This window comes from Methylobacterium symbioticum, assembly GCF_902141845.1.
Lineage (GTDB): Bacteria > Pseudomonadota > Alphaproteobacteria > Rhizobiales > Beijerinckiaceae > Methylobacterium > Methylobacterium symbioticum.
In genome coordinates, this window is record NZ_CABFPH010000063.1 from 1 (window position 1) to 21,954 (window position 21,954).

The window sequence follows — 21,954 nt, forward strand, 5'->3', positions numbered from 1 at the left end:
CGCTTCAAGTCTGCCGGGGTGAGGCTGGGCGAGCCGGGCAACGGCGCTACGCAGTCCGCCACGATCGGGGTCGATGCAGGTGAGCAAGAGACCGCGACGATAAACGGACGAGGCTGGCGGATCCCCGCCCCCTCGTCCGCGGGACGCCGGGGAACTCGGTATCCGTACGCACACACATTGGGTTCCGCGGCGTCCCGCGTCTCCCTCCAGCCAGGCCTCCGGCGTCAGCAAGACGCGCGGAGCCGAAGGCGCGTGGGGTCCCGGGTGTCGAGAGGGGTCACCCCTCTCGCGGGGCCGGGCGGAGCCCGGGTTCTTCAAGCCAGGGCTCTGCCCTGGACCCGCCAAAGGGATGATCCCTTTGGGATCCCGGATGCAGGGCTCAGATCACCGGCAGGCCGCAGCCCTTGGCCTTCTCGCCCGGCTCGACATGAATGGTGACGACGGCGCCGGGGATGTCGGCCTCCAGCGCGTCCTCCAGGCGGTCGCAGATCGCGTGCGCGTCCCGCACGCTCATCTCGCCGGGCACCACGAGGTGGAAGTCGACGAAGGTCGCCTGTCCGGCCGAGCGGGTGCGCACGTCGTGCGCCTCCAGCGCGCCGGCGCCGTGGCGCGAGATCAGGGCCCGGATCTCGCCGACCATCTCGGCCGGCGCCGCGCGGTCCATCAGGCCGTCGACCGATTCGCGCACCATCTGCCAGCCCGACCACAGGATGTTCAGCGCCACGAGGCCGGCCACCACGGGATCGAGCACCGGGTAGCCGGTGGCGAGCACCGCGCCGAGGCCGATGAGCACGCCGGCCGAGGTCACGACGTCGGCGAAGACGTGGCGGGCATCGGCCATCAGGGCGGGCGAGCGCCAGGCCCGGCCCCAGCGCATCAGCGCCCAGGCCCAGGCCGCGTTCACCACCGTGGCGACGGCGTTGATCGCCACGCCGAGCACCGGCGCGTCGAGGGCCTTCGGCGCGAGCAGGCCGACATAGGCCTCGCGCAGGATCAGCAGCGCCGCGACGATGATGAGCGCCCCTTCGACCACGGCGGAGAAGAACTCCGCCTTGTGGTGGCCGTAGGGGTGATCGTCGTCGGCCGGCCGGCCGGCGACGCGGAGCGCGAGGAAGGCACCGGCCGCCGCGACCACGTTGATGATGCTCTCGACGGCGTCCGAGTACAGGGCCAGGCTGCCGGTGAGCCACCAGGCCAGGAACTTGAGGCCCATGACGGCGAGTCCGACCCCGGCGCTCGCCAGCGCGGCCTTCTGCGTGCGGTCCATGCTCTCCTGCCCCCGTCGTCCGGGCCGGCGCATACGGGATCGCGACCCCACAAGGCCACGGCAAAGGTCTTAGCCTGGGCTATTCCCCCCGGACGGCTCGGCCAGGATCGGATCCGATCCGCGGGCCGCCTCGCGGGCGCGGCTGCGCTCGCCCTGGGCCCGGGCATAGGCGGCCTTCCGCTCCAGGCTGCGCCGCTGCCAGCCGAACCGCGCCTCGGCCGCGAGGGCATCGAGCCGGGCGGCCTCCCGCTCCCAGTAGCCGACGAGCTGGCCGTCGAGCGTGACCCGGCGAAGGCGCTTGATGGCGGCGGGCATGGCGCATCCCTCCTCGAATCCATGGGACATCGGGGCCCGCGGCAGCGGCGGGAGGCGCGTGCCGCCGCACGGGGGCGGAGACAAATCGCGGATCGGTGCCGCCGGTTCCCCGCCCGCCGCGCCGACGCGAAATTGATTCGCGGCCGCATTCCGTGCAAGCGGCAGCCGATGCGTGTGGACCTGTTCGATTTCGACCTGCCCGAGGCGAGCATCGCGCTCCGCCCCGCCGAGCCGCGCGGCTCGGCCCGCCTGCTCGTGGTCGAGCCGGGGCGGGCGCCCGCGGACCGGAAGGTGGCCGACCTGCCGGGCCTGCTCCGGCCGGGCGATGCCCTCGTCTTCAACGACACCCGGGTGATTCCCGCCCGGCTCAACGGGGTCCGCACCCGTCCCGGCGCCCCGGGACAGCGCTGCGAGGCGATGCTGCACCTGCGCGAGACCGCCGAATCCTGGCGCGCCTTCGCCCGGCCGGCCAAGCGCCTCGCCCCCGGAGACCGCATCCGGTTCGGCGCGGACGGCGCGGACACCGCCTGCGCGCTCGCCCGGCTCGACGCCACAATCCTGGAGAAGGGGGAGGGCGGCGAGATCCTGCTGCGCTTCGACCTCTCCGGCCCCGCCCTCGACGCGGCGATCGCCGCGCTCGGCACCCTGCCGCTGCCGCCCTACATCGCGGGCAAGCGCGCGGTCGATGCGCGGGACGCGGCCGACTACCAGACGGTCTATGCCCGCGAGCCCGGGGCGGTCGCTGCGCCGACGGCGGGCCTCCACGTCACGGACGACCTTCTCGCCGCCCTCGACGCGGCGGGGCTGACGCGCCACCACGTCACGCTGCATGTGGGCGCCGGCACCTTCCTGCCGGTCAAGGCCGAGGACACGGCCGACCACCGCATGCATGCCGAGATCGGCCATCTCGACGCCGCCACCGCGGCGGCGCTCAACGCGGCCCGCGCCCGGGGCGGGCGCATCGTGGCGGTGGGCACCACGGCCTTGCGCCTCCTGGAGAGCGCGGCGGACGAGGCCGGGCGCCTGCATCCCTTCGCCGGCCCGACCCGGATCTTCATCACGCCCGGCCACCGCTTCCGGGCGGTGGACGCGCTGATGACCAACTTCCACCTGCCGCGCTCGACCCTGTTCATGCTCGTCTCGGCCTTCTCCGGGCTCGAGACGATGCGCGCGGCCTACGCGCACGCCATCGCGGCGGGCTACCGCTTCTACTCCTACGGCGATTCGAGCCTGCTCTTCCCGGCCGAGCCAGACCGCACGGGACCCCGATGACCGAACCGCTTCCGACCCCCGAATTCCGCTTCCGCCTCGACGCCACCGACGGTCAGGCGCGCACCGGCGCGATCACCCTGCCGCGGGGGGTGATCCGCACGCCGGCCTTCATGCCGGTCGGCACCGCGGCCACCGTGAAGGCGATGTATGCCGATCAGGTGCGCGACCTCGGCGCCGACGTGGTGCTCGGCAACACCTATCACCTGATGCTGCGGCCCGGCCCCGAGCGCATGGCCCGGCTCGGCGGCCTGCACCGCTTCATGCGCTGGGACGGGCCGATCCTCACCGATTCCGGCGGCTTCCAGGTGATGTCGCTGTCCGCGCTCCGGAAGCTCGACGAGGACGGCGTCACCTTCCGCTCGCATATCGACGGCACCGCCCATCGGATGAGCCCCGAGCGCTCCATCGAGATCCAGGGCCTGCTCGGCTCCGACATCCAGATGCAGCTCGACGAGTGCGTGCGCCTGCCGGCTCCCCCGGAGGCGATCGAGAAGGCGATGCGGCTGTCGCTGCGCTGGGCCGAGCGCTGCCGCGCCGCCTTCGGCGAGCAGCCCGGGAAGGCGCTGTTCGGCATCGTGCAGGGCGGGGACGTGCCCGAACTCCGTGTCGAGAGCGCCCGGGCGCTCGTCGACCTCGACCTCAAGGGCTACGCCATCGGCGGCCTCGCGGTCGGCGAGCCGCAGGCGGTGATGCTGGCGATGATCGAGACGGTGGAGCCGCACCTGCCGCGCGACAAGCCGCGCTACCTGATGGGCGTCGGCACGCCGGACGACCTGCTGCGCGCGGTGGAGCGGGGCGTCGACATGTTCGACTGCGTGATGCCGACCCGGGCCGGGCGGCACGGCCTCGCCTATACCCGCCATGGCCGGGTGAACCTGCGCAACGCCCGCCACGCCGAGGACGTGCGTCCCCTCGACGAGACCTCGGGCTGCCCCGCCGCGCGCGACTATTCCCGGGCCTACCTGCACCATCTCGTCCGCTCAGAGGAGATCCTCGGCATGATGCTGCTGACTTGGAACAACCTCGCCTATTACCAGGACCTGATGGCCGGCATGCGCGCGGCGATCCGGGAGGGCCGGTTCGCCGCCTTCGCCGAGGCGACGCGCGCCGGCTGGGCGCAGGCCGAGGCCGCGGCGAAGGCGGGCGCCTGACGGGAGCGGCGCGATCCCGCACTGCTCAGGGGCGGGCGAGCACGCGGTAGAAGCCCTGGCTGTCGTCGGCCCCGGTCTCGGCCGCGGCCTTCAATCCGGCCACGATCCGGCTCGCGATCGGCAGCCGGTAGTGGAGGGCGTCCCAGTAGTTCGAATCCTCCGTCGTGACCGGGGAGGGGATGCGGAAATCCACCACCAGCGCGCCGCGCCGCCTGCCGATCTCGGCCACACGCGCCTTGCACGCCGCCTCGCGCCGGCCCTGCTCCGTCCCCGACGCGCCCTGCGCCGCCACGTGGACGGGCATGAAGGCGACGATCCGGCGCGCCGGCGCCGGCAGAGCCGCGAGCAGGGCGTCGAGCCGGTCGAGGGCCGGCATGCCCGCCTCGGGCCGATCCGGGCCGGAGGCGGGCTCGACGGCCTCAGGGTCGCTCCGGGTCCCGGCGCGGATATGCAGGCGCGCCCGCGCCAGGTCGTAGGCGGCCTCCGGGGGCGTGAACACCCCGTAGCCGTCCGGGCGCAGGCGCTCGGGTGCAAGATGCAGGGCATGCAGGGCGACGCGGCCCGCGACCGCCAGTCCCTGGAGGTTGACCTGTTTCAGGACGGCTCCGGGCGCTTCCGGCTCGTAGAGCCAATCCGGGAAGGGATGGGCCGTGCGCCGAGGCGGCGCGCCCGCGCACCAGGTCGCATCGAGCCCGAACAGGGCCGCCCGCACCGGCCGTCCAGCGAGGAACAATGCGGCCAAGCGGCCCTGCTCGTCCGGGGTGGCCGCATTGATCGCGAGATTGGCGAAGCGCGCGCCGAAGGCCCGGTCGAGGTCCTCCGGATCGAGCAGCCGCGCCGTCGATGTCCCGAACACCGCGGCATCGAAGGGACCGCCGCGGGCGATCTGCGGGTACATGAAGCGCTGGTTGCGATCCATGATCGGCCCGCCCGGCCTCCCCGGTGCGGCGCGCAACCCGTAAGGGTCCATCGCCATGACGAAGGCGACGGCCGCGGCGCCGATGGCCAGCGCGGCGACAGCCATATCCCGGCCGAAGCGGCGCCACGCGGCCGGATCGGCCGCTCTCGGGGCGAGGGCCGGGTCTGGATCCTCCCGGCGGGCGTCGGACGGGCTCTGGTCTTGGCGCATCGTCGGGGCGTTGCCATGGGACCGTGGCGCAGGCGGGGCAGGAGACGGGCCGATGACGGTTGACCCCATCCCGGCGCTCACCTATTGCGAGCCACGCTTCCTCCCGGCTCACGAGCCGGCAGTGAACGAGCGCGTAGCTCAGTTGGTAGAGCAACGGACTTTTAATCTGTAGGTCCTGGGTTCGAGTCCCAGCGCGCTCACCACAGATCTTGCCCGCTAGGTCAGCCACTTAGCCGGCTTTTTGCTTCCCTGCGCGCCCACCGAATGTGTTGCAACACGCTGCAACACGTCCCCTGCTTTTACAATGGGTCACGCTTGGGCCTCCGTGGCTCCATGCAACACGGGTGGAGCACCGCTGAGGCTATTTTCGACCTCCGATCGGCTGCCTTGCCTCGACCATCGCCTTACTCTCCCTCCAGGCTTCCTCGGCGCGGGCGTCGATCCATTTCGCCAGATCGGTGATCTGGACGCCCTTGGCTGCCCGGCGATTGTCCCGCTCAATCCGCAGCAGCGGAATTACGAGCTCACCAGCGCCGACTTTCCGGACGAATTCCTCCACCTTGAGGTGGCTGAAATCGTCCTTGCAGACCGTGGCCACAGGGATGACGGCGAGCCCCTCGTACCGGGCCATGAGTAGGAAGATGGTCTGGACCATGCAATGACCCCTGAAACGGACCTATAGAGCTATCGGGCCGATCGCTCGTTCTGCAGTCCATGCATCGCCTGACACTCTCTCCTGACCTCTTCCATCCGGTCATCAATCCATTTCGCGACGTCGGCCAGGGGGACGTGCTTGGCGCACCGCTCGCTGGCCTCGATCCGGACGAGCGGGAGAGGAATGTCCCCGGCGAAGATCTTCCGGACGAGCTTCTCTCGCTCCCAAGCGCACGTTAGTTGTTCTGCCGCCAGCCGGCGTAGCGCTGCCCTAGCGTGCGGTCGTGCTCGTGGTTGTTCACGGCGATGGCGCGGGTCAGCGCGCTCTCGACCTCGGCCCTGGTCAGGGTCGAGCCGCTGGGCGTCGGCGGAGTGGCGCTTCGGGCAGGACCAGCGCCTGACGGTCCATCCCGCCCTGCTCGAAGGTAAGCTGCAAGTCGTGCTGGCCGACTACGAGGAGCCGCCGCTGCCCACCCACGTGCTGTATCCCGAGGGGCGCCAGGCGCCGGCGAAGGTCAGAACCTTCGTCGACATGGCGGCCGCAGCACTCAGGGGAAGTCGCCTCCTCAACTGAAGCGACGCGCCAACGCCCCGAACGCGCCTCGCCGAATTGGATCATCGGTCGCCGAAGTCGGTCGAGAGGCTCAACTCGCGCGAGGCACGCAGCTCGGCCAGCATCGTCTCTACTCGGATCAGACGCACGAAACCCACGCTACACGAGATGGTTCAGGCGACGACAGACCCTATTTGATGCGGCGGAGGTTTGCCGTGTGGATCCTGTTTGTCGCCGTGCTTGTCATCTCTGGCGCGCTCGCGATTCTCAGTGCGCCAGCTCGGATCAAGCGCCACGCTGCCGAGCGGGAGGCAGTCCTGCAGGCGCTTGCTCATCAGAGGCCCTATGCCACCGAGGCAAGTATCGCACGCGAGCTGATCCGCTCGACCAGTCTGCGGCTCTCAGCACGCGTCCTGAAGGCACAGCTTGCGGCCTTGGAAGAGGACGGGCTGCTCACAGCCGAGGGGGACAGCACGGCGTCAGATCGCGGGCGCCGTTATCAGCTTCTTGTTGATCCTCCACCGAGTCAGAGGCCGGTCCAGATGCCAAGCCGTTCGAGCTTGACCGTGTACCATGATGGGAGCTGCCCGCTCTGCGCTGTAGAGATCGCCCAGTATCGCCAAGCGGAAGGTGCTGGGGTCATCACCTTCGTGGATGCATCCTCAGTAAGCCGGGATGAGGAACTTACAAACGGCCTTTCCGCGGGCGTCGCGCTCTCACGGTTCCATGTTCGGGACGAAGCAGGCCAGCTCGTCTCAGGTGCTGCAGCCTTCTCGCTCCTTTGGCAAACGTTGCCGCGCTGGCATTGGCTAGGCCGCCTTATAGGCTCTCCTGTCGTGTTGCCGCTTGCCGAGCGCGCCTACAACCTCTTCCTTCCCCTGCGTCCGCATCTTGCGACGTTTCTGGTGCGCACCGGCATCTTGTCATCGTCTAAGATGGCAAATTGAAAGTGGTCGGTCATTTTGCAGATTTGATCGGTCAATCAGGGCTGCGCAGTTTGCCGGCTGGCGGAGCTTCGTTGGGGCTGCAGAGGACCCCAATCGGAAGATTTACTCTTCAACACTGAATGTCCGCTACTGGGCGTCTTTCAAGATTCTGCTGTTGGCGCATAGCCGAACAATCGGCATGCGAACTCCTGACCCCTTGCGGACTTTCAGGCGTGCCGGTCCAGAAGTCCGCTCAGTAGGAGGAAGCGGACCTGTAACACTCCGTTTCACAAGGCTCGCACGAGTCGCCTGACGAGGATCATGGCAGCGGCCAGCACGAAGGCGGCGAGCGCGGACGATACGGTGGCCTCGTGGTCGCGCGCCAACCTGCGGCAGGGACCGATCCAGCCTAGGGTGCGCTCGATCACCCAGCGTCTCGACTGCACCGCAAAGCGTGTCTGCCTAGGGCAGAGGATCTCGTCGCCATCACATTTGTGCGCTGCCATAATCTAGGCCTGCGCCCGCTGCTCCGACGAGGGCCTGCCTCTTTTTGCCGTTTCGTGCATCCGACCCGAACCGGCGAGCCGTACCGTGCCGGGATGGTGCTCATGCGTGCGCGGCCGTGTCAGGGATGATCCCTAGGTCCCCACCGAATAGTAAGAACCACGAGGGTGCGACATCTATCGAGCCTGGGGCATCGACGAGCCGCCAGAGCAGAGGGTGTTATGCTGCAGGATGGTCGCGTAGAGCCCGCTTCCGGCCTTCCACACACGTGGCTGCCCGCCCGGGCCGCCCTCTGCGATCTCACCCTCAGTCGCATCACATCTATTGGACGGGTTGACCATGTCGCCGCAGGCGCACCCCTCTACGATGAGGGCGATGCCAGCGAGTTCGTGTACGGGGTGGTTGCCGGGATGGTTCGTACCGTCAGCATTGGGCGTGATGGCAAAAGAGTCGTGCGCGGGTTCTATTTATCCGGGGAGCTCTTGGGGATGGAGCGGGCCCGGCTGCATGCCTCTTCCGCCGAAGCAATCAGCGACACGCGGGTCGTACGCTGCTCCCGCTCAAGGTTTGATGCGCTTGCGGCGTCGGATGTACAGGTCGCGAGCGAGCTCTGGTCGTGGCTGCTGCGGACAACCCAGCGCGCCGAAGATCTCTCCGTGCTCGGTCGCGCCAGTGCTGCTCAGAAGCTCGCGTATTTTCTCATCGACTTCGCGTGCAGAGTCTCGGCCTCCCGAAGAATCGAGTTGCCGATGTCACGCACAGACATAGGGGACTTTCTCGGCCTCTCGAGCGAGACTGTGAGCCGCACGTTCACAACACTGCGCCATACCGGGCTGATCGCCACGAACGGGCGCTACGTGACCCTCCTCGATCCAGGCGCCCTCCGGCGCATGAGCGGCAACTTCGTGAATGGCATCTAACCGTTTGATGGCCAAAGCGCTGGCGTGCTTCGGCGCGCTCCACGGAGTTGAGGGTAACCTGATCGAGGGCGACCTGCACGGCAATCGGCCAGATATCGTCGAGCGACACCACGCCAGGGAACAGGACCGGCGGAAGGATCACGTTGCTTTTGCGAAGCACTTCGAGTCCGGAGTGGTGCCTCACATCAGGAGATCGAGAGCCGCTCCGCCCGGCCCCAGTGCTCCGTCGGCGGATTTTTCAGCCGAGGATCGATGATGATCTTGAAGGTCCGAGAGAGCGTGAGGCAAAGGCCGCCGGCGATCTCGGGGAGCCACGACTCGGTGTCGTCGCTGCAGACCGCCATCGAGGCCGGCGCGCTCGTGAATGGGCGAGGCTCTCCTTGTCGGCGACGGCATTGCTGACGGCGCGGAACTCGTGAATCCGTCCTGGAAGCCCTTGGTGATCGGGAGATCGTGAGACTCGACGATCTCGCGCCCGTTCGCCTCAGCAATGGCGCCAGCGCACAGAACGAGGTCTCGGAGCTTGCGGTCGATGAAGCCACCGAGACGCTTCAGATCGCTCGTGTCGATGTCGAGCGCATCCGCTTCCAGGAAGAAATGCTCGGACCGAGCGATGCCTGCTACGGGAAGCGCAGTCATGGAAGCACCATGAATCTGTATGGAACGACGCTCAGCCTGCTTAGACGTTACTGTGCCAGACCGCACTGACGTCTGTCAGTTCGGCTCGCCTCCCGATCGTTGCTTTAAGTCGGCCATCATCGGATCGCGTTCTGCCGGAGCCAGGATCGGAGAGTCTCGACGTTGACCGCGCCGGCACGCCGGGCGATCACCTCACCCTTCGACAAGAGCATCATCGTCGGAATGCTACGGATACCGTATCGAGACGCCAACCCCTGCTCTGCCTCGGTATCGACCTTGAGGAACCGGAAGTCGGGCTCAAGCTCGGCGCAGACCCGATCGAAGGCGGGGGCCATCCCCTTGCAGGGACCGCACCATTCGGCCCAGAAATCCACCACGACCGGGATATCGTTCTTCTGAATATGGAGGTCGAAATGTGCGGAGTCGACCGAAACAGGATGTCCGGCAAACAGCGCCCGCTTGCACCGCCCGCATCGTGCCGCCTTGGCCGGCTTGGATGAGAGCACCCTGTTGATGCTCGCGCAGTGCGGGCAGACGACGAGACGTGCGTCTTCGCTCATGGGTTTTGATCTCCCGTGACACCGGGCCGTGATCCTCGGCAGTCTCGGGTCACGCTCTATGCCGGCTGCGCCGTCGCGAGAGGTGGCCGATCGTTGCGGTGTTCACGGAGCTTCACGGCGAGCACCAGCATGGCAATGCCGAACACGAAGGCGTAGATCCCGATCCACCACGTCAGGACCACGGCACCCGCGAGCGGGGCCACGACGAGAAGGATCCCGAAGGCGATCGAGGCCAGTCCGCCGAGCGCGAGCCACCATCGTCCATGGTCGCGCTTGAGACGGACGGCCGCGACCAGCAGGGCGCTCCCCGAGAGGATCGACCAGGCCGCAATCAGCATCACGAACGCGAGGGCGGTGATGCCGGGCCACGCAGCGGCCAGCACCCCTGTGATGATGTTGACGATGCCGCCCACGAAGAGAGTTCCCCAGCGCTTGCTGTGCCGCGCCGCCCGCAGCGATGCTACGACGGCGAAGATTCCGTCCACCAGCATGTAGGCGGCGAAAATCAGGATCAGCGAGATCAGGGTCGACACCGGCATCGCGAATGCCAGGAGGGCGAACGCGATAGCAAGGACGCCCCGGAGGGCGATCAGCCACCAGTTCCGGGCCAGAGAATGGTTCAGAACGTCGATATCGCCTGATGTCCAGGCGAGACGCCGGGATCGTGAGCTTTCGCCAGCCATATGATGTCTCCTCGATCGAGAAATTCGCACTTGCTTACTTGCTTGCGCTCCTCACATGCGCCGGTGCCATTCGGTCACCAATCGTTCGAGGTCGGGATCGGGCTTGTCCGGCAGCTTGATCAGCAGCTTGACGTAGGCGTCGCCGGCTGTCCCGTCAGGCCTCGGAACGCCTTTGCCCTTGAGGCGAAGCACCTTGCCGGAATTGCTCCATTTCGGGATCGTCATCGTCACGGGCCCCGCGGGAGCCGACACCGCGATCCGGCCACCGAGCACCGCCTCGCGCAGGGGAACGCCTTGCTCGAAATGGATGTCGTCGCCCTCGCGCCGGAAGCCGGGGTGCGGGCGGATTTCAATCTCAATCAGGGCATCGCCGGGCGGCGCGCCGGCCTGACCCGGTTCTCCCTTGCCGCGCAGGCGCAGCGTCTGTGCGTCGCGCGTGCCCGGCGGGATGCGGACGTCGAGCGTCGCGCCGTCCGGCAATGTCACGATGTGGGTGGCGCCGTTGATCGCATCGAGAAAATCGAGGGTGAGATGGTAGTGGACATCGGCGCCCCGGCGCCGGAGATTCGACCGGCCACGACGCCCGAAGATCCCCGAGAGGATGTCATCGGTATTGAAATCCGCGAAGCCCGTGTCGCTCGTATAGGCGTGGCCGCCAGGTTGCTCGGCGAAGTCGTGATAATAGCGCTGTCGCGGCCGCTCGACGCCGGAGATGTCGATCTCGCCGCGATCGAAGCGCGCGCGCTTCTCCGGATCGCTCAGCAGATCATAGGCGCGAGACACGTTCTTGAACTGGTCTTCCGCCTCGGCATTGCCCGGGTTCAGGTCCGGGTGCAATTTACGTGCGAGCTTGCGGTAGGTTTTCTGGATCTCCTCCGGGGAGGCATCGCTCTTCACGCCCAGAATCGCATAGGGATCGTCGCTCAACGCTTCCTCCCTGCGCCGTCTCCCGGCGAAGCGCGCAACCCGTCGGGCCGACCGCCTTACTGATGTTGCGCTGATGGTTCGTGCGCGCGGTCACCGTCCCGGGACGGTCCGCGGCGGGTCACGGCGACGCGGGCAGGCCGCAGGAGCCGGTCGTGAATAAGGTAGCCGTCCTCCATGATGGCGGCGACGGCCCCAGGCGCGGTCGACGGGTCGTCGACCTCCATCATGGCCTCGTGCCGCGACGGGTCGAACGGAGCGCCGAGGGCATCGACCCGCTGGACGCCAACGCGCTGCAGGACCCCCATCAGCAGACGCTCCGTGGCCCGCACTCCGTCGATGAGCGACGCGCCCTGAGAGGGGGCCTGCTCCGACGCGACGATGGCCCGGCGCAGATTGTCGAGCACCGGCAAGAGTTCGCGGGCAAGGCCCGTCACCGCGAATTGCCGCTCGTCCTGCAAGCTGCGCTCCGCCCGGCGCCGCGTGTTCTCCGCTTCGGCCAAGGCCCGCAAGGCGCGGTCCTGAAGCGCGGCGTTCTCGGCCTGCAATGCTGCGGTCGCGTCCGTGCCCGACTGGGGGGGGGCGCTCGTCTCCCAGGCATCCGATGGTGGCGAGTGACCGGCGGATGCAGGCGGACAACTCTCGTGGTCCAAAGGCTTCTCGGCCATACCATACCTCCTGTCTGCCCGGCCGGCGTCACGCGGCCTGAGCCAAGCTGGCGCCGTTGACGGTGAGTTGGCCGTTGAGGACTAGGACCGGAACCGTGTCGCCGTCCTTGATCGCACCGGTCAGGAGCATCTTGGCCAGCGGGTTCTGCAGATGGCGCTGGATCACGCGCTTGAGAGGGCGCGCACCGTAGACCGGATCGTAGCCGGCATTTGCGAGCCAATCCTTGGCCGCGTCCTCGATCTGCAACACGATTGTCCGCTCGGCCAGCCGTCCTTCGAGGCCCTGGAGTTGAATGTCGACGATCCGGCGCATGTCGCTGCGGCCCAGTCGGTTGAACAGGATGATCTCGTCGAGCCGGTTGAGGAATTCCGGCCGGAATGCGCGGCGCACGACCTCCATGACCTGCTCGCGGGCCGCCTCGGCCGGCTGGCCCTCCATCAGGGCGGCCAGGAACTCGGCACCGAGGTTCGAGGTCAGGACGATGATCGTGTTGCGGAAATCGACCGTGTTCCCCTGTCCATCGGTCAACCGCCCGTCATCGAGCACCTGCAGCAGGATGTTGAAGACATCCGGGTGAGCCTTCTCGACCTCGTCGAAGAGGATCACCTGATAGGGCCGCCGCCGGACCGCCTCCGTCAGGACGCCGCCCTCCTCGTAGCCAACATAGCCGGGCGGTGCGCCGACGAGCCGTGAGACTGCATGCTTCTCCATGAATTCGGACATGTCGACGCGCAGCATCGCTCGCTCGTCGTCGAACAGGAACTCGGCCAACGCCTTGCACAATTCGGTCTTGCCGACGCCGGTCGGGCCGAGAAACAGGAACGAGCCGATCGGACGGTTCGGATCCTGCAGACCCGCGCGGGCCCGCCTGACCGCGTCGGACACGGCCACGACCGCCGGCTCCTGGCCGACGACGCGCTGGCCCAGCTTGTCCTCCATCGCCATCAGCTTGTCGCGTTCGCCTTCGAGCATCCGCGTCACGGGAATGCCCGTCCAGCGCGAGACCACGGCGGCGATGTCCTCGGCCGTGACCTCCTGCCTGATCAGCCGGCTCTGGCTCGCCTGCATCGCGTCCGCGAGGCGCTTCTCCAGTTGCGGGATCACCGCATAGAGGAGTTCGCCCGCGCGGGTCAGGTCGCCCCGCCGCTCCACCTGCTCGAGTTCGATCCGGGCCTGCTCGGCTTGCTCCTTCAGCTGCTTGGTCTCTCCGAGCTTCGCCTTCTCGGCCTCCCATTGCGCCGTCAGCTCGGATTGCCGCGTCTCCAGGGTGGCGAGCTCGTCCTCGACCCGCTTCAGGCGCTCCCGCGCGCCTGGATCCGTCTCCTTCTTCAGGGCCTCCCGCTCGATCTTGAGCTGGATCACGCGTCGGTCGATCTCGTCGAGGTCCCGGGGCTTCGATTCCGCTGCGATCCGGAGCCGGCTTGCGGCTTCGTCGATGAGGTCGATCGCCTTGTCGGGGAGGAACCGATCCGCGATGTAGCGGTGGGACAGCGTAGCGGCCGCCACGATCGCGCCGTCGGTGATCCGTATCCCGTGGTGAAGCTCGTACTTCTCCTTGAGGCCGCGCAGGATCGAGATCGTCTCCTCGACGGAGGGCTCGCCGACGAAGACGGGCTGGAAGCGGCGAGCAAGCGCGGCATCCTTCTCGATGTTCTTGCGATACTCATCGAGCGTGGTCGCGCCGACGCAGTGCAGCTCGCCTCGGGCGAGCGCGGGCTTGAGCATGTTGGAGGCATCCATCGCCCCTTCGGCCTTTCCGGCGCCGACGAGGGTGTGCAGCTCGTCGATGAACAGGATCACGTCGCCCGACGCCGAGACCTCCTGGAGAACAGCCTTCAACCGCTCCTCGAACTCGCCCCGGTACTTCGCGCCGGCCAGGAGGGCGCCGAGATCGAGGGACAGGAGACGTCGGTCCTTCAAGGTGTCGGGCACGTCGCCGTTGACCATGCGCTGGGCCAGCCCTTCGACGATCGCGGTCTTGCCGACGCCCGGCTCGCCGATCAGCACCGGATTGTTCTTCGTCCGACGTGAAAGAACTTCGATGGTTCGCCGAATCTCCTCGTCGCGTCCGATGACCGGATCGAGCTTGCCCGCGGCGGCGTCCTCGGTGAAATCGCGCGTGTACTTCCTCAGCGCATCGTAGCCTTCTTCCGCCGATGCGCTGTCGGCCCGGCGCCCCTTGCGGAGCTCGGCGATGGCGCCCTGGAGGGCTGCCGGCGTCACGCCGGCTTCTCTCAACAGCTCGCTTGGCCTGTCCGAGGCCTCGGCCAGGGCGAGCAGCAGGGTTTCGACCGTGACGAAGCTGTCCCCGGCTGCGCGTGCCCGCTCCTCGGCCCGGTCGAACAGTCGCGCGGTTTCGGGCGCCATGAAGACCTGCCCGGCCCCGCCGCCCTCGACGTTCGGAAGCCTTGCCAGTTCACGGTCGAGCGCCGTCGCGAGAGCATCGGGACGGCCGCCAGCGGACTGAATCAACCGCGTGGCCAAGTCATCGTCGTCATCGAGCAGCGCCTTCAGCAGGTGGAGCGGCGTGAGCCGCTGGTGACCCTTGCGCTGAGCCGTGCTCTGCGCCGCCTGGACCAAGCCCTTGAGATGATCGGTGTACGTGTCGATCTGCATCGCTCACCTCGGATGATTGCGCCTGATGGCGAGGCGAGGCATCCCACCTTGCTCGAGCATGGAAACCTCGCGCCGCAACGCGTCGCACGAGGGCTCGCTAGCGGGCGCCCTGGTCCTGCCGGCCGTGCTCCTCGAATTCCGCGTCGACCACCTCCGGCTGCGGACCGCTCGCGCCGCCGCTGGCCCCGACACCCGCTCCTTCGGGAGGAGCACTCATGATCTGCGCCAGTCGCTGTGCCAGCTGGGACAATCGTTCCGCCGCCTGCCTGATGCGGTCGACGGCCTCGCCGCCGATCGCCTCCCGCACAGCCGCGATGGCCTGCTGCAACTCGGCCTTGAGATCGCCGGGGACACGCTCGCCGGCCTCCTCCTGACTGCGCTCCGCCCTGTAGATCGCCGCATCGGCTTGGTTGCGGGCATCGGCCAGCTCGCGGCGCCGCCTGTCTTCCTCGGCGTGGGCTTCGGCCTCGCGCACCATGCGCTGGATCTCGCTCTGGTCCAGGCCCCCCGAGGCCTGGATACGGATCTGCTGTTCCTTGCCGCTGGCTTTGTCCTTGGCCGTGACATTGACGATGCCGTTGGCGTCGATGTCGAAGGTCACCTCGATCTGCGGCAGGCCGCGCGGGGCAGGCGGGATGCCGACGAGGTCGAACTGGCCGAGCGGCTTGTTGTCGGCCGCCATCTCACGCTCACCCTGGAAGACCCGGATCGTCACCGCCTTCTGGTTGTCCTCCGCCGTCGAGAAGGTCTGGCTGCGCCTGGCCGGAATGGTGGTGTTGCGCTCGATCAGCTTGGTCATCACGCCGCCCAGCGTCTCGAGCCCGAGCGAGAGCGGGGTCACGTCGAGGAGCAGCACGTCCTTGACGTCGCCCTGGAGCACACCGGCCTGGATCGCGGCGCCGATCGCCACGACTTCGTCCGGATTGACGCCGCGATGCGGCTCGCGCCCGAAGAGACCCTGGACCGCTTCCTGCACCTTCGGCATCCGCGTCTGGCCGCCGACGAGGACGACCTCGGCGATGTCGGACGGCTGCAGCCCGGCATCCTTGAGCGCGGCTTCGCACGGCCCGATCGTGCGCTTGATCAGGTCGTCGACGAGGGCTTCGAGCTTGGCCCGCGAGAGCTTGACGGTGAGGTGCTTCGGGCCACTCTGGTCGGCCGTGATGAAGGGTAGGTTGACCTCGGTCTGGGTCGCCGAGGACAGCTCGATCTTGGCCTTCTCGGCTGCATCCTTCAGGCGCTGGAGGGCGAGCTTGTCCTTGGTCAGGTCGATACCCTGCTCGCGCTTGAACTCGGCTGCCAAGTATTCGATCACTCGGTTGTCGAAGTCCTCGCCGCCGAGGAATGTGTCGCCGTTCGTCGACTTCACCTCGAACACACCATCACCGATCTCGAGAATGGAGATATCGAACGTACCGCCACCCAGGTCGTAGACCGCGACCCTGCCGCTGCCCTTCTTGTCGAGGCCGTAAGCGAGCGCGGCAGCCGTCGGCTCGTTGATGATGCGCATCACCTCGAGGCCGGCGATCTTGCCAGCATCCTTGGTCGCCTGCCGCTGAGCATCGTTGAAATAGGCCGGAACCGTGATGACGGCCTGCGTGACGGATTGCCCGAGCTTCAGTTCCGCGGTCTCGCGCATGCGCTGCAAGATATAGGCGGAGATCTGGCTCGGGCTGTAGGCCTTGCCCTTGATCTCGACCCAGGCGTCGCCATTCGGCCCGGGTGCGATCTTGTAGGGCACCATCCCCATATCCTTCTTGGTGATCGGGTCGTCGAAGCGCCGCCCGATCAACCGCTTGATGGCGAAAACGGTGTTTTCCGGATTCGTGATCATCTGTCGCTTGGCCGGCTGCCCGACCAGAACCTCACCGGACTCCGTGAAGGCCACCACCGACGGGGTCGTACGGCCACCCTCGGCGTTCTCGATGACGTTTGCTTTGCTGCCATCCATCGCAGCGACGCACGAATTCGTTGTGCCGAGATCGATGCCGATCGCCTTCGCCATAGGGATACTCCTTCAGGTTCGCGCATCACGGGCCGGCTGAAGCCAGGGCCGAAGGGACGTGCGACGTTCATCGCGGAGGATCGCGCGCCGCGTCGGGCCGATGCTACAGGCTGCGCCGCCTGTGACCCTGACGCGGATCAGTTTTGCTGAAGCGCTATCCGATTGGCGAGGCTTGGCCTTGGCAAATCTTGGCCTTTGGAAATCTTGGACTTGGGAAATCTAAGCGCGTGTTAAGCGATGGCACCGGCACACGGCGGTGCGGGGACCTCATCCGGAGGGGAAACGGGCGATCCGACGTGGCACACGGCTCGGTGAAGCCACTCGAACGGGGCATCCGCGCCTTCATGACGTCAGGCGCGGGACGTCAGTCATTCAGCTGCGGCAAGACCTCCAGGCCGATTTCTTCGAGCACTTCGCCTGCACTGCGTGCGCCGTACTTGAGGTTCAGGATCACGTGGTGGACGCCGATCGCGCGGAGCGCGACGAGGAAGTCGAGCAGGACCTTGCGACCGCCACGGAACCCGAGGTGGATGGATTGCGGCGGGTGATCCGGGTTGGCGTGGAGATCGACGTAGAGAGATTGGGCGAAGGGCTTGAACACGCCCGGCGCCACATCCGCCGTGGTGTCCCGCCACCGGGCCGCGAGTTCGGCCTGGCGCTCAAGCGAGCGCGGGTAGGTGATCCAGCCGTCCGAATGTTCGGCGATCCACTCCGGACTCTGCCGGCTCGATCCGGTGACGAGGATCGGCAACCGTCCCATTGGCTTTGGCACGAGGTCAACGTTGCCGAGCATGTGTCCGAAGCGCGAGCGCAGGGTGGGGAACTCCTCGTCGAGGACTTTCCGGATGACGGCAAAGCTCTCGCGAAACAGCACGTCGCGCTCGTCAGTGGGCACACCGAAGGCAGGAAACTCGACGGGGCGGTCGCCGGACGCTACCCCCATGACGAACCGGCCTCCCGACAATCGGTCCACGGAAGCGGCAGCCTTCGCGGTATGGAGCGGGTGACGAATCGGGAGGACGATCGACCCTGTCGCAAGGGCGATCTCGCGCGTTTGCGCGGCGATCCAGCCGAGCCAAACCCATGGGTCGTAGATCTGCCCGAGGTCGCCGAAGTTGGGATCCCGCAAGGGCACGTCGCGGGTCCAGAGCGCGGCGTAGCCGAGTTCCTCCGCCCGCATTGCCAGACGCTCTTGGTCGCGCATGGTCGGCTGGTCGCGCTGGAAGGCCTCGATGGGGAAGAAGACGCCGACCGTCAGGTGCCCCGGGACGAACATGCGCTGGAACCCGGACGTGTCGCTGGGGCGGGCTGCGCTGTGGGCCTCAAGCATGAGAAAACCCCGACGGTGGATGATCGCCTCGCTTGATCCAGCAAGCACGTTCCACGGCCCTGGGCCCTGACGCGCATCAGCTGGCGGCAATGACCTGATGCCGCCGCCGTGGGCGCGGCTGTGATCGAATCCCACTGGACGCTCACGCTGTGAACTCTCCCTAGGACTTCTCCGGATTGCCGGTGGGACGCGTTGGGTACTTAAATGCCTACCGCTCAGGGACCTCCGCATCCCGGGCCTCTCGAAGCCGCGGGCTTTCTACCGACTTGTTGCTTCGCTACCTGTTCCGAGTCTGTCCATAAGAGGCGGGCTTTCACTCGAATTAATCTAACGTAAATTTCAATGATTCCCGTGTAATCACTAACGCATATGACTGGCATTTGAGACTGTATTATTATAATAATTTGTTACGGTATACCATAGAATCGAAAATATAGCTTAGTGAGACATAAGATTTATTATCAAGAGGCGAACAATGATCAGTCTCAGGGTCAACGGGGCGGAACGGAGCTATGACGACGACGCCGATATGCCGCTGCTCTGGTATCTGCGCGACGAGCTCGGCCTGACTGGCACCAAATTCGGCTGCGGCGTCGCGGCCTGCGGTGCTTGTACGATCCACCTGGACAGTATTGCGACGCGAGCCTGCGTCACGCCGATGTCCTCGGTCGACGGGCGGGCGATCATCACCATCGAAGGCCTCTCCCTGGATGGAAACCACCCGCTCCAAGTCGCGTGGCGTGACCTCAACGTGTCGCAATGCGGGTACTGCCAAGCAGGTCAGATCATGCAGGCGGCCTCGCTGCTCCAGGATACCCCGGAGCCGAGCGAGGCCGACATTGATGCCGCGATGAGCGGCAACCTGTGCCGATGTGGCGCCTACCCGCGCATCCGCGCCGCGATCAAGCAGGCCGCTGGAAGCACCCGAAGGGCAGTCGAGGGAGAGCGCCCGTGATCTACGGCCAGAAGCTCGTCGCGGACGACACCGATGTCCCGCCGCCCCTCACCAATGTCAGCCGACGCAGACTCCTTGGAGGCGGCGGCGCGCTGGTCTTGGCGCTCGCTCTCCGTGTGCCCGCCCAAGCCCAGGGAGACGGGCCGAAAAAATTCGGTGTCGACGCGATGCCGCACGGCTGGCGCGACGATCCGAAGGTCTTCGTCGCCATCGCTCCCGACGGCGTCGTCACGGTGACCTGCCACCGCTCCGACATGGGGCAGGGGGTGCGCACGTCGATCGCGCTGACCATTGCCGACGAACTCGACGCTGATTGGTCGAAGGTCCGGGTCGCTCAAGCCTATGGCGACGAAGAGCGTTTCGGGAACCAGGACACCGACGGCTCACGCTCGCTGCGCCACTTTTTTGGTCCATTGCGGCATGCGGGTGCCGCGGCACGGCAGATGCTGGTTCAGGCGGCGGCCAACCAGTGGGGCGTGCCAACGAGCGAGGTGAGAGCTGACGAACACAAGGTCAGGCACGGCAAGTCCCAGCGCTCGATCGGCTACGGCGACATTGCCCAGGCCGCTGCGGATCTGCCCGTACCGGCTCGGGAGGATGTCAGGCTCAAGGCTCCGCAGGAGTTTCGCTACATCGGGAAGGGCAATATCGACCTCATCGACAACCGCGACATCACCACCGGGAAGGCTTGGTACGGCCTGGACACCCGGCTCGAAGGGATGCTGTACGCTGTCGTCGCTCGCCCGCCGGTGTTCGGAGGCACCGTGAAGGCCTACGACGCGACCGAGGCGCTGAGGGTGCCTGGCGTTGTAAGGGCCGTCCCCATCGAGCCACCGGCCGGACCGGCCGAGTTCCAGCCGCTCGGCGGCATCGCGGTGATTGCGAAGAACACGTGGGCGGCGCTCAAGGGACGCGACGCCCTGAAGGTGACGTGGGACGACGGCCCGAACGCGAGCTACGACTCGGACGCCTACCGCTCCACCCTTGAGGAGGCGGCGCGCAAGCCCGGCAAGGTGGTGCGCCGGGAAGGTGACTTCGACGCCGCGATCAAGACCGCGGCGAAGCGCGTGACAGCCGAGTACTACGTGCCCCACCTCGCCCAGGCCCCGATGGAGCCCCCGGCAGCAACAGTTCGGATCAGGGACGGTCACGTCGAGGCCTGGACGTGTACCCAGGCGCCGCAGGCCACCCGGGACCGCATCGCCAAGCGCCTCGGCGTCGGCGCCGACACGGTTCGCGTGAACGTCACGCTGCTCGGCGGCGGCTTCGGCCGCAAATCGAAGCCGGACTATGTCGTCGAGGCGGCCCTCTGCTCGCAGGCGATGGGGGGCGCCCCGGTGAAGGTGACGTGGACCCGCGAGGACGACCTGAGCCATAGCTACTATCACACCGTCTCCGTCGAGCATCTGGAGGCCGGCCTCGACGAGAGGGGCATGCCGGTGGCTTGGCTGCACCGAAGCGCGGCACCGACGATCGGTTCGATTTTCGCGCAGGATGCACGGCACGAGTTGCCGTTCGAACTCGGCATGGGGCTCGTCAACACGCCCTTCGCAATCCCGAACCTGAGGCTCGAGAATCCGGAGGTGAGCGCGCGCGTCCGCATCGGCTGGTTCCGCTCGGTCTCGAACATCCCGCACGCCTTCGCGATCCAGTGCTTCGTCTCCGAGCTGGCGAACGCCGCTGGCCGCGATGCGAAGGACTATCTCCTGGACGTAATCGGGCCGCCCCGGATCATCGAGCCGACCGAGATCGGGGATGTCTGGAACTACGGCGAGGATCCGGCCCGGTATCCGATCGACACGGGCCGGCTGCGACGGGTGATCGAGACGGCCGCGAAGGGCGTCGGCTGGGGCCGACAGATGGAGAAGGGCAGGGGCCTGGGCATTGCCGGGCACTACAGCTTCCTCACGTATACAGCGGTCGCCGTCGAGGTCGCGGTCGGGCCGAAGGGCGACATCACAGTGCTGCGGGCCGACATCGCGATCGATTGTGGACCACAGGTCAACCCGGAGAGGGTGCGCGCGCAGATGGAGGGTGCAGTCGTGATGGGGATGGGGCTCGCGCTCACGGCCGAGATCACGTTCAAGGACGGCCGCGCTCAGCAGACGAACTTCGACACCTACGAGGTCACCCGCATCGACGGAGCGCCGAAGGAGATTCACGTCCATCTCCTGCCGGATCCCGACTATGCGAAACCGCTCGGCGGTGTCGGTGAGCCGGGGGTGCCGCCCGTGGCGCCGGCGATCGCCAATGCCGTCTTCGCGGCAACGGGCCGTCGCATTCGCCGCTTACCGATACGCGACCAGCTCAGCGCGTGATCGTCCGAGGCGACCACGCCTCGGAATTGTCTGCGGATCCGATGTGCACACCGGACCATCGCGCCGCCCCTGAGGATGGCACTGGCTCACGCATGGTCAGCCAGCGCACAGTACGGGAACGACTCTCAATGAAGCCCGCCGTATGTCTCGCCGCCGGATCGTTCTGCTTCCTCGCTGTCGGACCGGTCGTCGCAGCCGGGTGTGTGGATGACGTCACTGCTTTGGACAACCACATCAAAGACATGGCCAAGACTGCGATATCCACCTCCACCGCGAGCAAGGAAGCGGCAGGCCGACGAGAAGCGATGGCCGAGGAGGCGAAGAAAAGAGGTGTGCCACCCGCGGCACTGCCTGGGGGGCCTGAACCCGGTACCTCCGAGGCGACGGCCGTCGAGCAGGCGGCACAGGCTGGCGGCGGCGGCACGGGCGTCATGGAGGCGAAAGCTGCGCTCAACCATGCTCGTGAATTGGCGAACAAGGGTGACGACGCTGGCTGCGTCGGCGCGCTTGCCGAGGCGAAGCGCGCCCTGGACAAGCCCTGAGAATTTTTCGGCCTGGCAGAGG

General features: G+C 67.1%; 20 protein-coding genes, 1 tRNA gene and 2 pseudogenes. 9 read left to right on the top strand and 14 right to left on the bottom strand.

Features of this window, described 5'->3' with window-relative positions; genetic code table 11:
• Positions 1–379 precede the first annotated feature (379 nt).
• Entirely contained in the window at positions 380–1,267 is an 888-nt protein-coding gene (locus MET9862_RS19070) for a cation diffusion facilitator family transporter (protein WP_142584474.1), read from the bottom strand.
• Positions 1,268–1,336: 69 nt separating this feature from the next.
• Positions 1,337–1,582, bottom strand: a complete 246-nt coding sequence (locus MET9862_RS19075) for a hypothetical protein (RefSeq protein WP_142584475.1) — start codon at positions 1,580–1,582, stop codon at positions 1,337–1,339.
• Between the two features lie 168 nt (positions 1,583–1,750).
• Here MET9862_RS19075 and queA point away from each other — a divergent pair, with 168 nt between their 5' ends.
• A complete protein-coding gene (gene queA / locus MET9862_RS19080) occupies positions 1,751–2,854 on the top strand; it encodes a tRNA preQ1(34) S-adenosylmethionine ribosyltransferase-isomerase QueA (RefSeq protein WP_142584476.1) in 1,104 nt (367 codons plus the stop codon).
• Positions 2,851–4,005, top strand: a complete 1,155-nt coding sequence (tgt, locus tag MET9862_RS19085) for a tRNA guanosine(34) transglycosylase Tgt (RefSeq protein ID WP_142584477.1) — start codon at positions 2,851–2,853, stop codon at positions 4,003–4,005. The genes queA and tgt overlap by 4 nt, the downstream gene beginning before the upstream one ends.
• Before the next feature lie 25 nt (positions 4,006–4,030).
• Here tgt and MET9862_RS19090 read toward each other — a convergent pair whose 3' ends face one another.
• Entirely contained in the window at positions 4,031–5,134 is a 1,104-nt protein-coding gene (locus tag MET9862_RS19090) for a hypothetical protein (protein ID WP_306438907.1), read from the bottom strand.
• Positions 5,135–5,261: 127 nt separating this feature from the next.
• On the opposite strand from MET9862_RS19090, the gene MET9862_RS19095 reads away from it, so the two are divergent.
• Positions 5,262–5,337 (top strand) — tRNA-Lys (locus MET9862_RS19095).
• 158 nt (positions 5,338–5,495) lie between these two features.
• Here MET9862_RS19095 and MET9862_RS19100 read toward each other — a convergent pair.
• Both MET9862_RS19100 and MET9862_RS30485 read right to left on the bottom strand, forming a co-directional pair.
• Entirely contained in the window at positions 5,496–5,789 is a 294-nt protein-coding gene (locus tag MET9862_RS19100; protein WP_142584478.1) for a pyocin activator PrtN family protein, read from the bottom strand.
• A gap of 29 nt (positions 5,790–5,818) precedes the next feature.
• Positions 5,819–6,043, bottom strand: coding sequence for a pyocin activator PrtN family protein (locus MET9862_RS30485; RefSeq protein ID WP_142584499.1), 225 nt, complete (start codon positions 6,041–6,043; stop codon positions 5,819–5,821).
• A gap of 103 nt (positions 6,044–6,146) precedes the next feature.
• Between MET9862_RS30485 and MET9862_RS19110 the strand changes: the two are divergent.
• A pseudogene (locus tag MET9862_RS19110) lies at positions 6,147–6,362 on the top strand (LysR family transcriptional regulator); the annotation flags it as partial.
• Positions 6,363–6,556: 194 nt separating this feature from the next.
• A complete protein-coding gene (locus tag MET9862_RS30195; protein ID WP_244612799.1) occupies positions 6,557–7,288 on the top strand; it encodes a thiol-disulfide oxidoreductase DCC family protein in 732 nt (243 codons plus the stop codon).
• Between the two features lie 266 nt (positions 7,289–7,554).
• Here MET9862_RS30195 and MET9862_RS19120 read toward each other — a convergent pair.
• Positions 7,555–7,746: pseudogene (locus MET9862_RS19120) on the bottom strand (IS5/IS1182 family transposase); the annotation flags it as partial.
• Between the two features lie 246 nt (positions 7,747–7,992).
• Between MET9862_RS19120 and MET9862_RS19125 the strand changes: the two are divergent.
• On the top strand, positions 7,993–8,691 hold the full coding sequence (locus tag MET9862_RS19125) for a helix-turn-helix domain-containing protein (protein WP_142584479.1): 699 nt from the start codon (positions 7,993–7,995) through the stop codon (positions 8,689–8,691).
• Between the two features lie 180 nt (positions 8,692–8,871).
• Here MET9862_RS19125 and MET9862_RS30780 read toward each other — a convergent pair whose 3' ends face one another.
• The 8 genes from MET9862_RS30780 to MET9862_RS19165 form a co-directional block, all read right to left on the bottom strand.
• Complete coding sequence (locus MET9862_RS30780; RefSeq protein WP_210248120.1) at positions 8,872–9,330, bottom strand: DUF1931 family protein; 459 nt, start codon at positions 9,328–9,330, stop codon at positions 8,872–8,874.
• 116 nt (positions 9,331–9,446) lie between these two features.
• A complete protein-coding gene (trxC, locus tag MET9862_RS19135; protein WP_142584480.1) occupies positions 9,447–9,890 on the bottom strand; it encodes a thioredoxin TrxC in 444 nt (147 codons plus the stop codon).
• 56 nt (positions 9,891–9,946) lie between these two features.
• On the bottom strand, positions 9,947–10,573 hold the full coding sequence (locus MET9862_RS19140) for an HdeD family acid-resistance protein (RefSeq protein ID WP_142584481.1): 627 nt from the start codon (positions 10,571–10,573) through the stop codon (positions 9,947–9,949).
• Between the two features lie 51 nt (positions 10,574–10,624).
• Positions 10,625–11,500, bottom strand: a complete 876-nt coding sequence (locus MET9862_RS19145; protein WP_142584482.1) for a DnaJ C-terminal domain-containing protein — start codon at positions 11,498–11,500, stop codon at positions 10,625–10,627.
• Positions 11,501–11,556: 56 nt separating this feature from the next.
• Positions 11,557–12,165, bottom strand: a complete 609-nt coding sequence (locus MET9862_RS19150; RefSeq protein ID WP_142584483.1) for a nucleotide exchange factor GrpE — start codon at positions 12,163–12,165, stop codon at positions 11,557–11,559.
• 28 nt (positions 12,166–12,193) lie between these two features.
• Entirely contained in the window at positions 12,194–14,782 is a 2,589-nt protein-coding gene (gene clpB / locus MET9862_RS19155; protein WP_142584484.1) for an ATP-dependent chaperone ClpB, read from the bottom strand.
• A gap of 97 nt (positions 14,783–14,879) precedes the next feature.
• Entirely contained in the window at positions 14,880–16,787 is a 1,908-nt protein-coding gene (dnaK, locus tag MET9862_RS19160) for a molecular chaperone DnaK (protein WP_142584485.1), read from the bottom strand.
• 364 nt (positions 16,788–17,151) lie between these two features.
• Positions 17,152–18,117, bottom strand: a complete 966-nt coding sequence (locus tag MET9862_RS19165) for an LLM class oxidoreductase (RefSeq protein ID WP_142584486.1) — start codon at positions 18,115–18,117, stop codon at positions 17,152–17,154.
• Positions 18,118–18,592: 475 nt separating this feature from the next.
• Between MET9862_RS19165 and MET9862_RS19170 the strand changes: the two genes are divergently transcribed.
• From MET9862_RS19170 to MET9862_RS19180, 3 genes are all read left to right on the top strand, one after another.
• The gene (locus MET9862_RS19170) at positions 18,593–19,072 is read left to right on the top strand and encodes a (2Fe-2S)-binding protein (protein ID WP_142584487.1); all 480 of its coding nucleotides are present in this window, start codon (positions 18,593–18,595) and stop codon (positions 19,070–19,072) included.
• Positions 19,069–21,390 carry a xanthine dehydrogenase family protein molybdopterin-binding subunit gene (locus tag MET9862_RS19175; protein WP_244612800.1) on the top strand — a complete coding sequence of 774 codons (2,322 nt, stop codon included), beginning with the start codon at positions 19,069–19,071 and terminating at the stop codon, positions 21,388–21,390. The genes MET9862_RS19170 and MET9862_RS19175 overlap by 4 nt, the downstream gene beginning before the upstream one ends.
• A gap of 128 nt (positions 21,391–21,518) precedes the next feature.
• A complete protein-coding gene (locus MET9862_RS19180; protein WP_142584489.1) occupies positions 21,519–21,932 on the top strand; it encodes a hypothetical protein in 414 nt (137 codons plus the stop codon).
• Positions 21,933–21,954 lie beyond the last annotated feature (22 nt).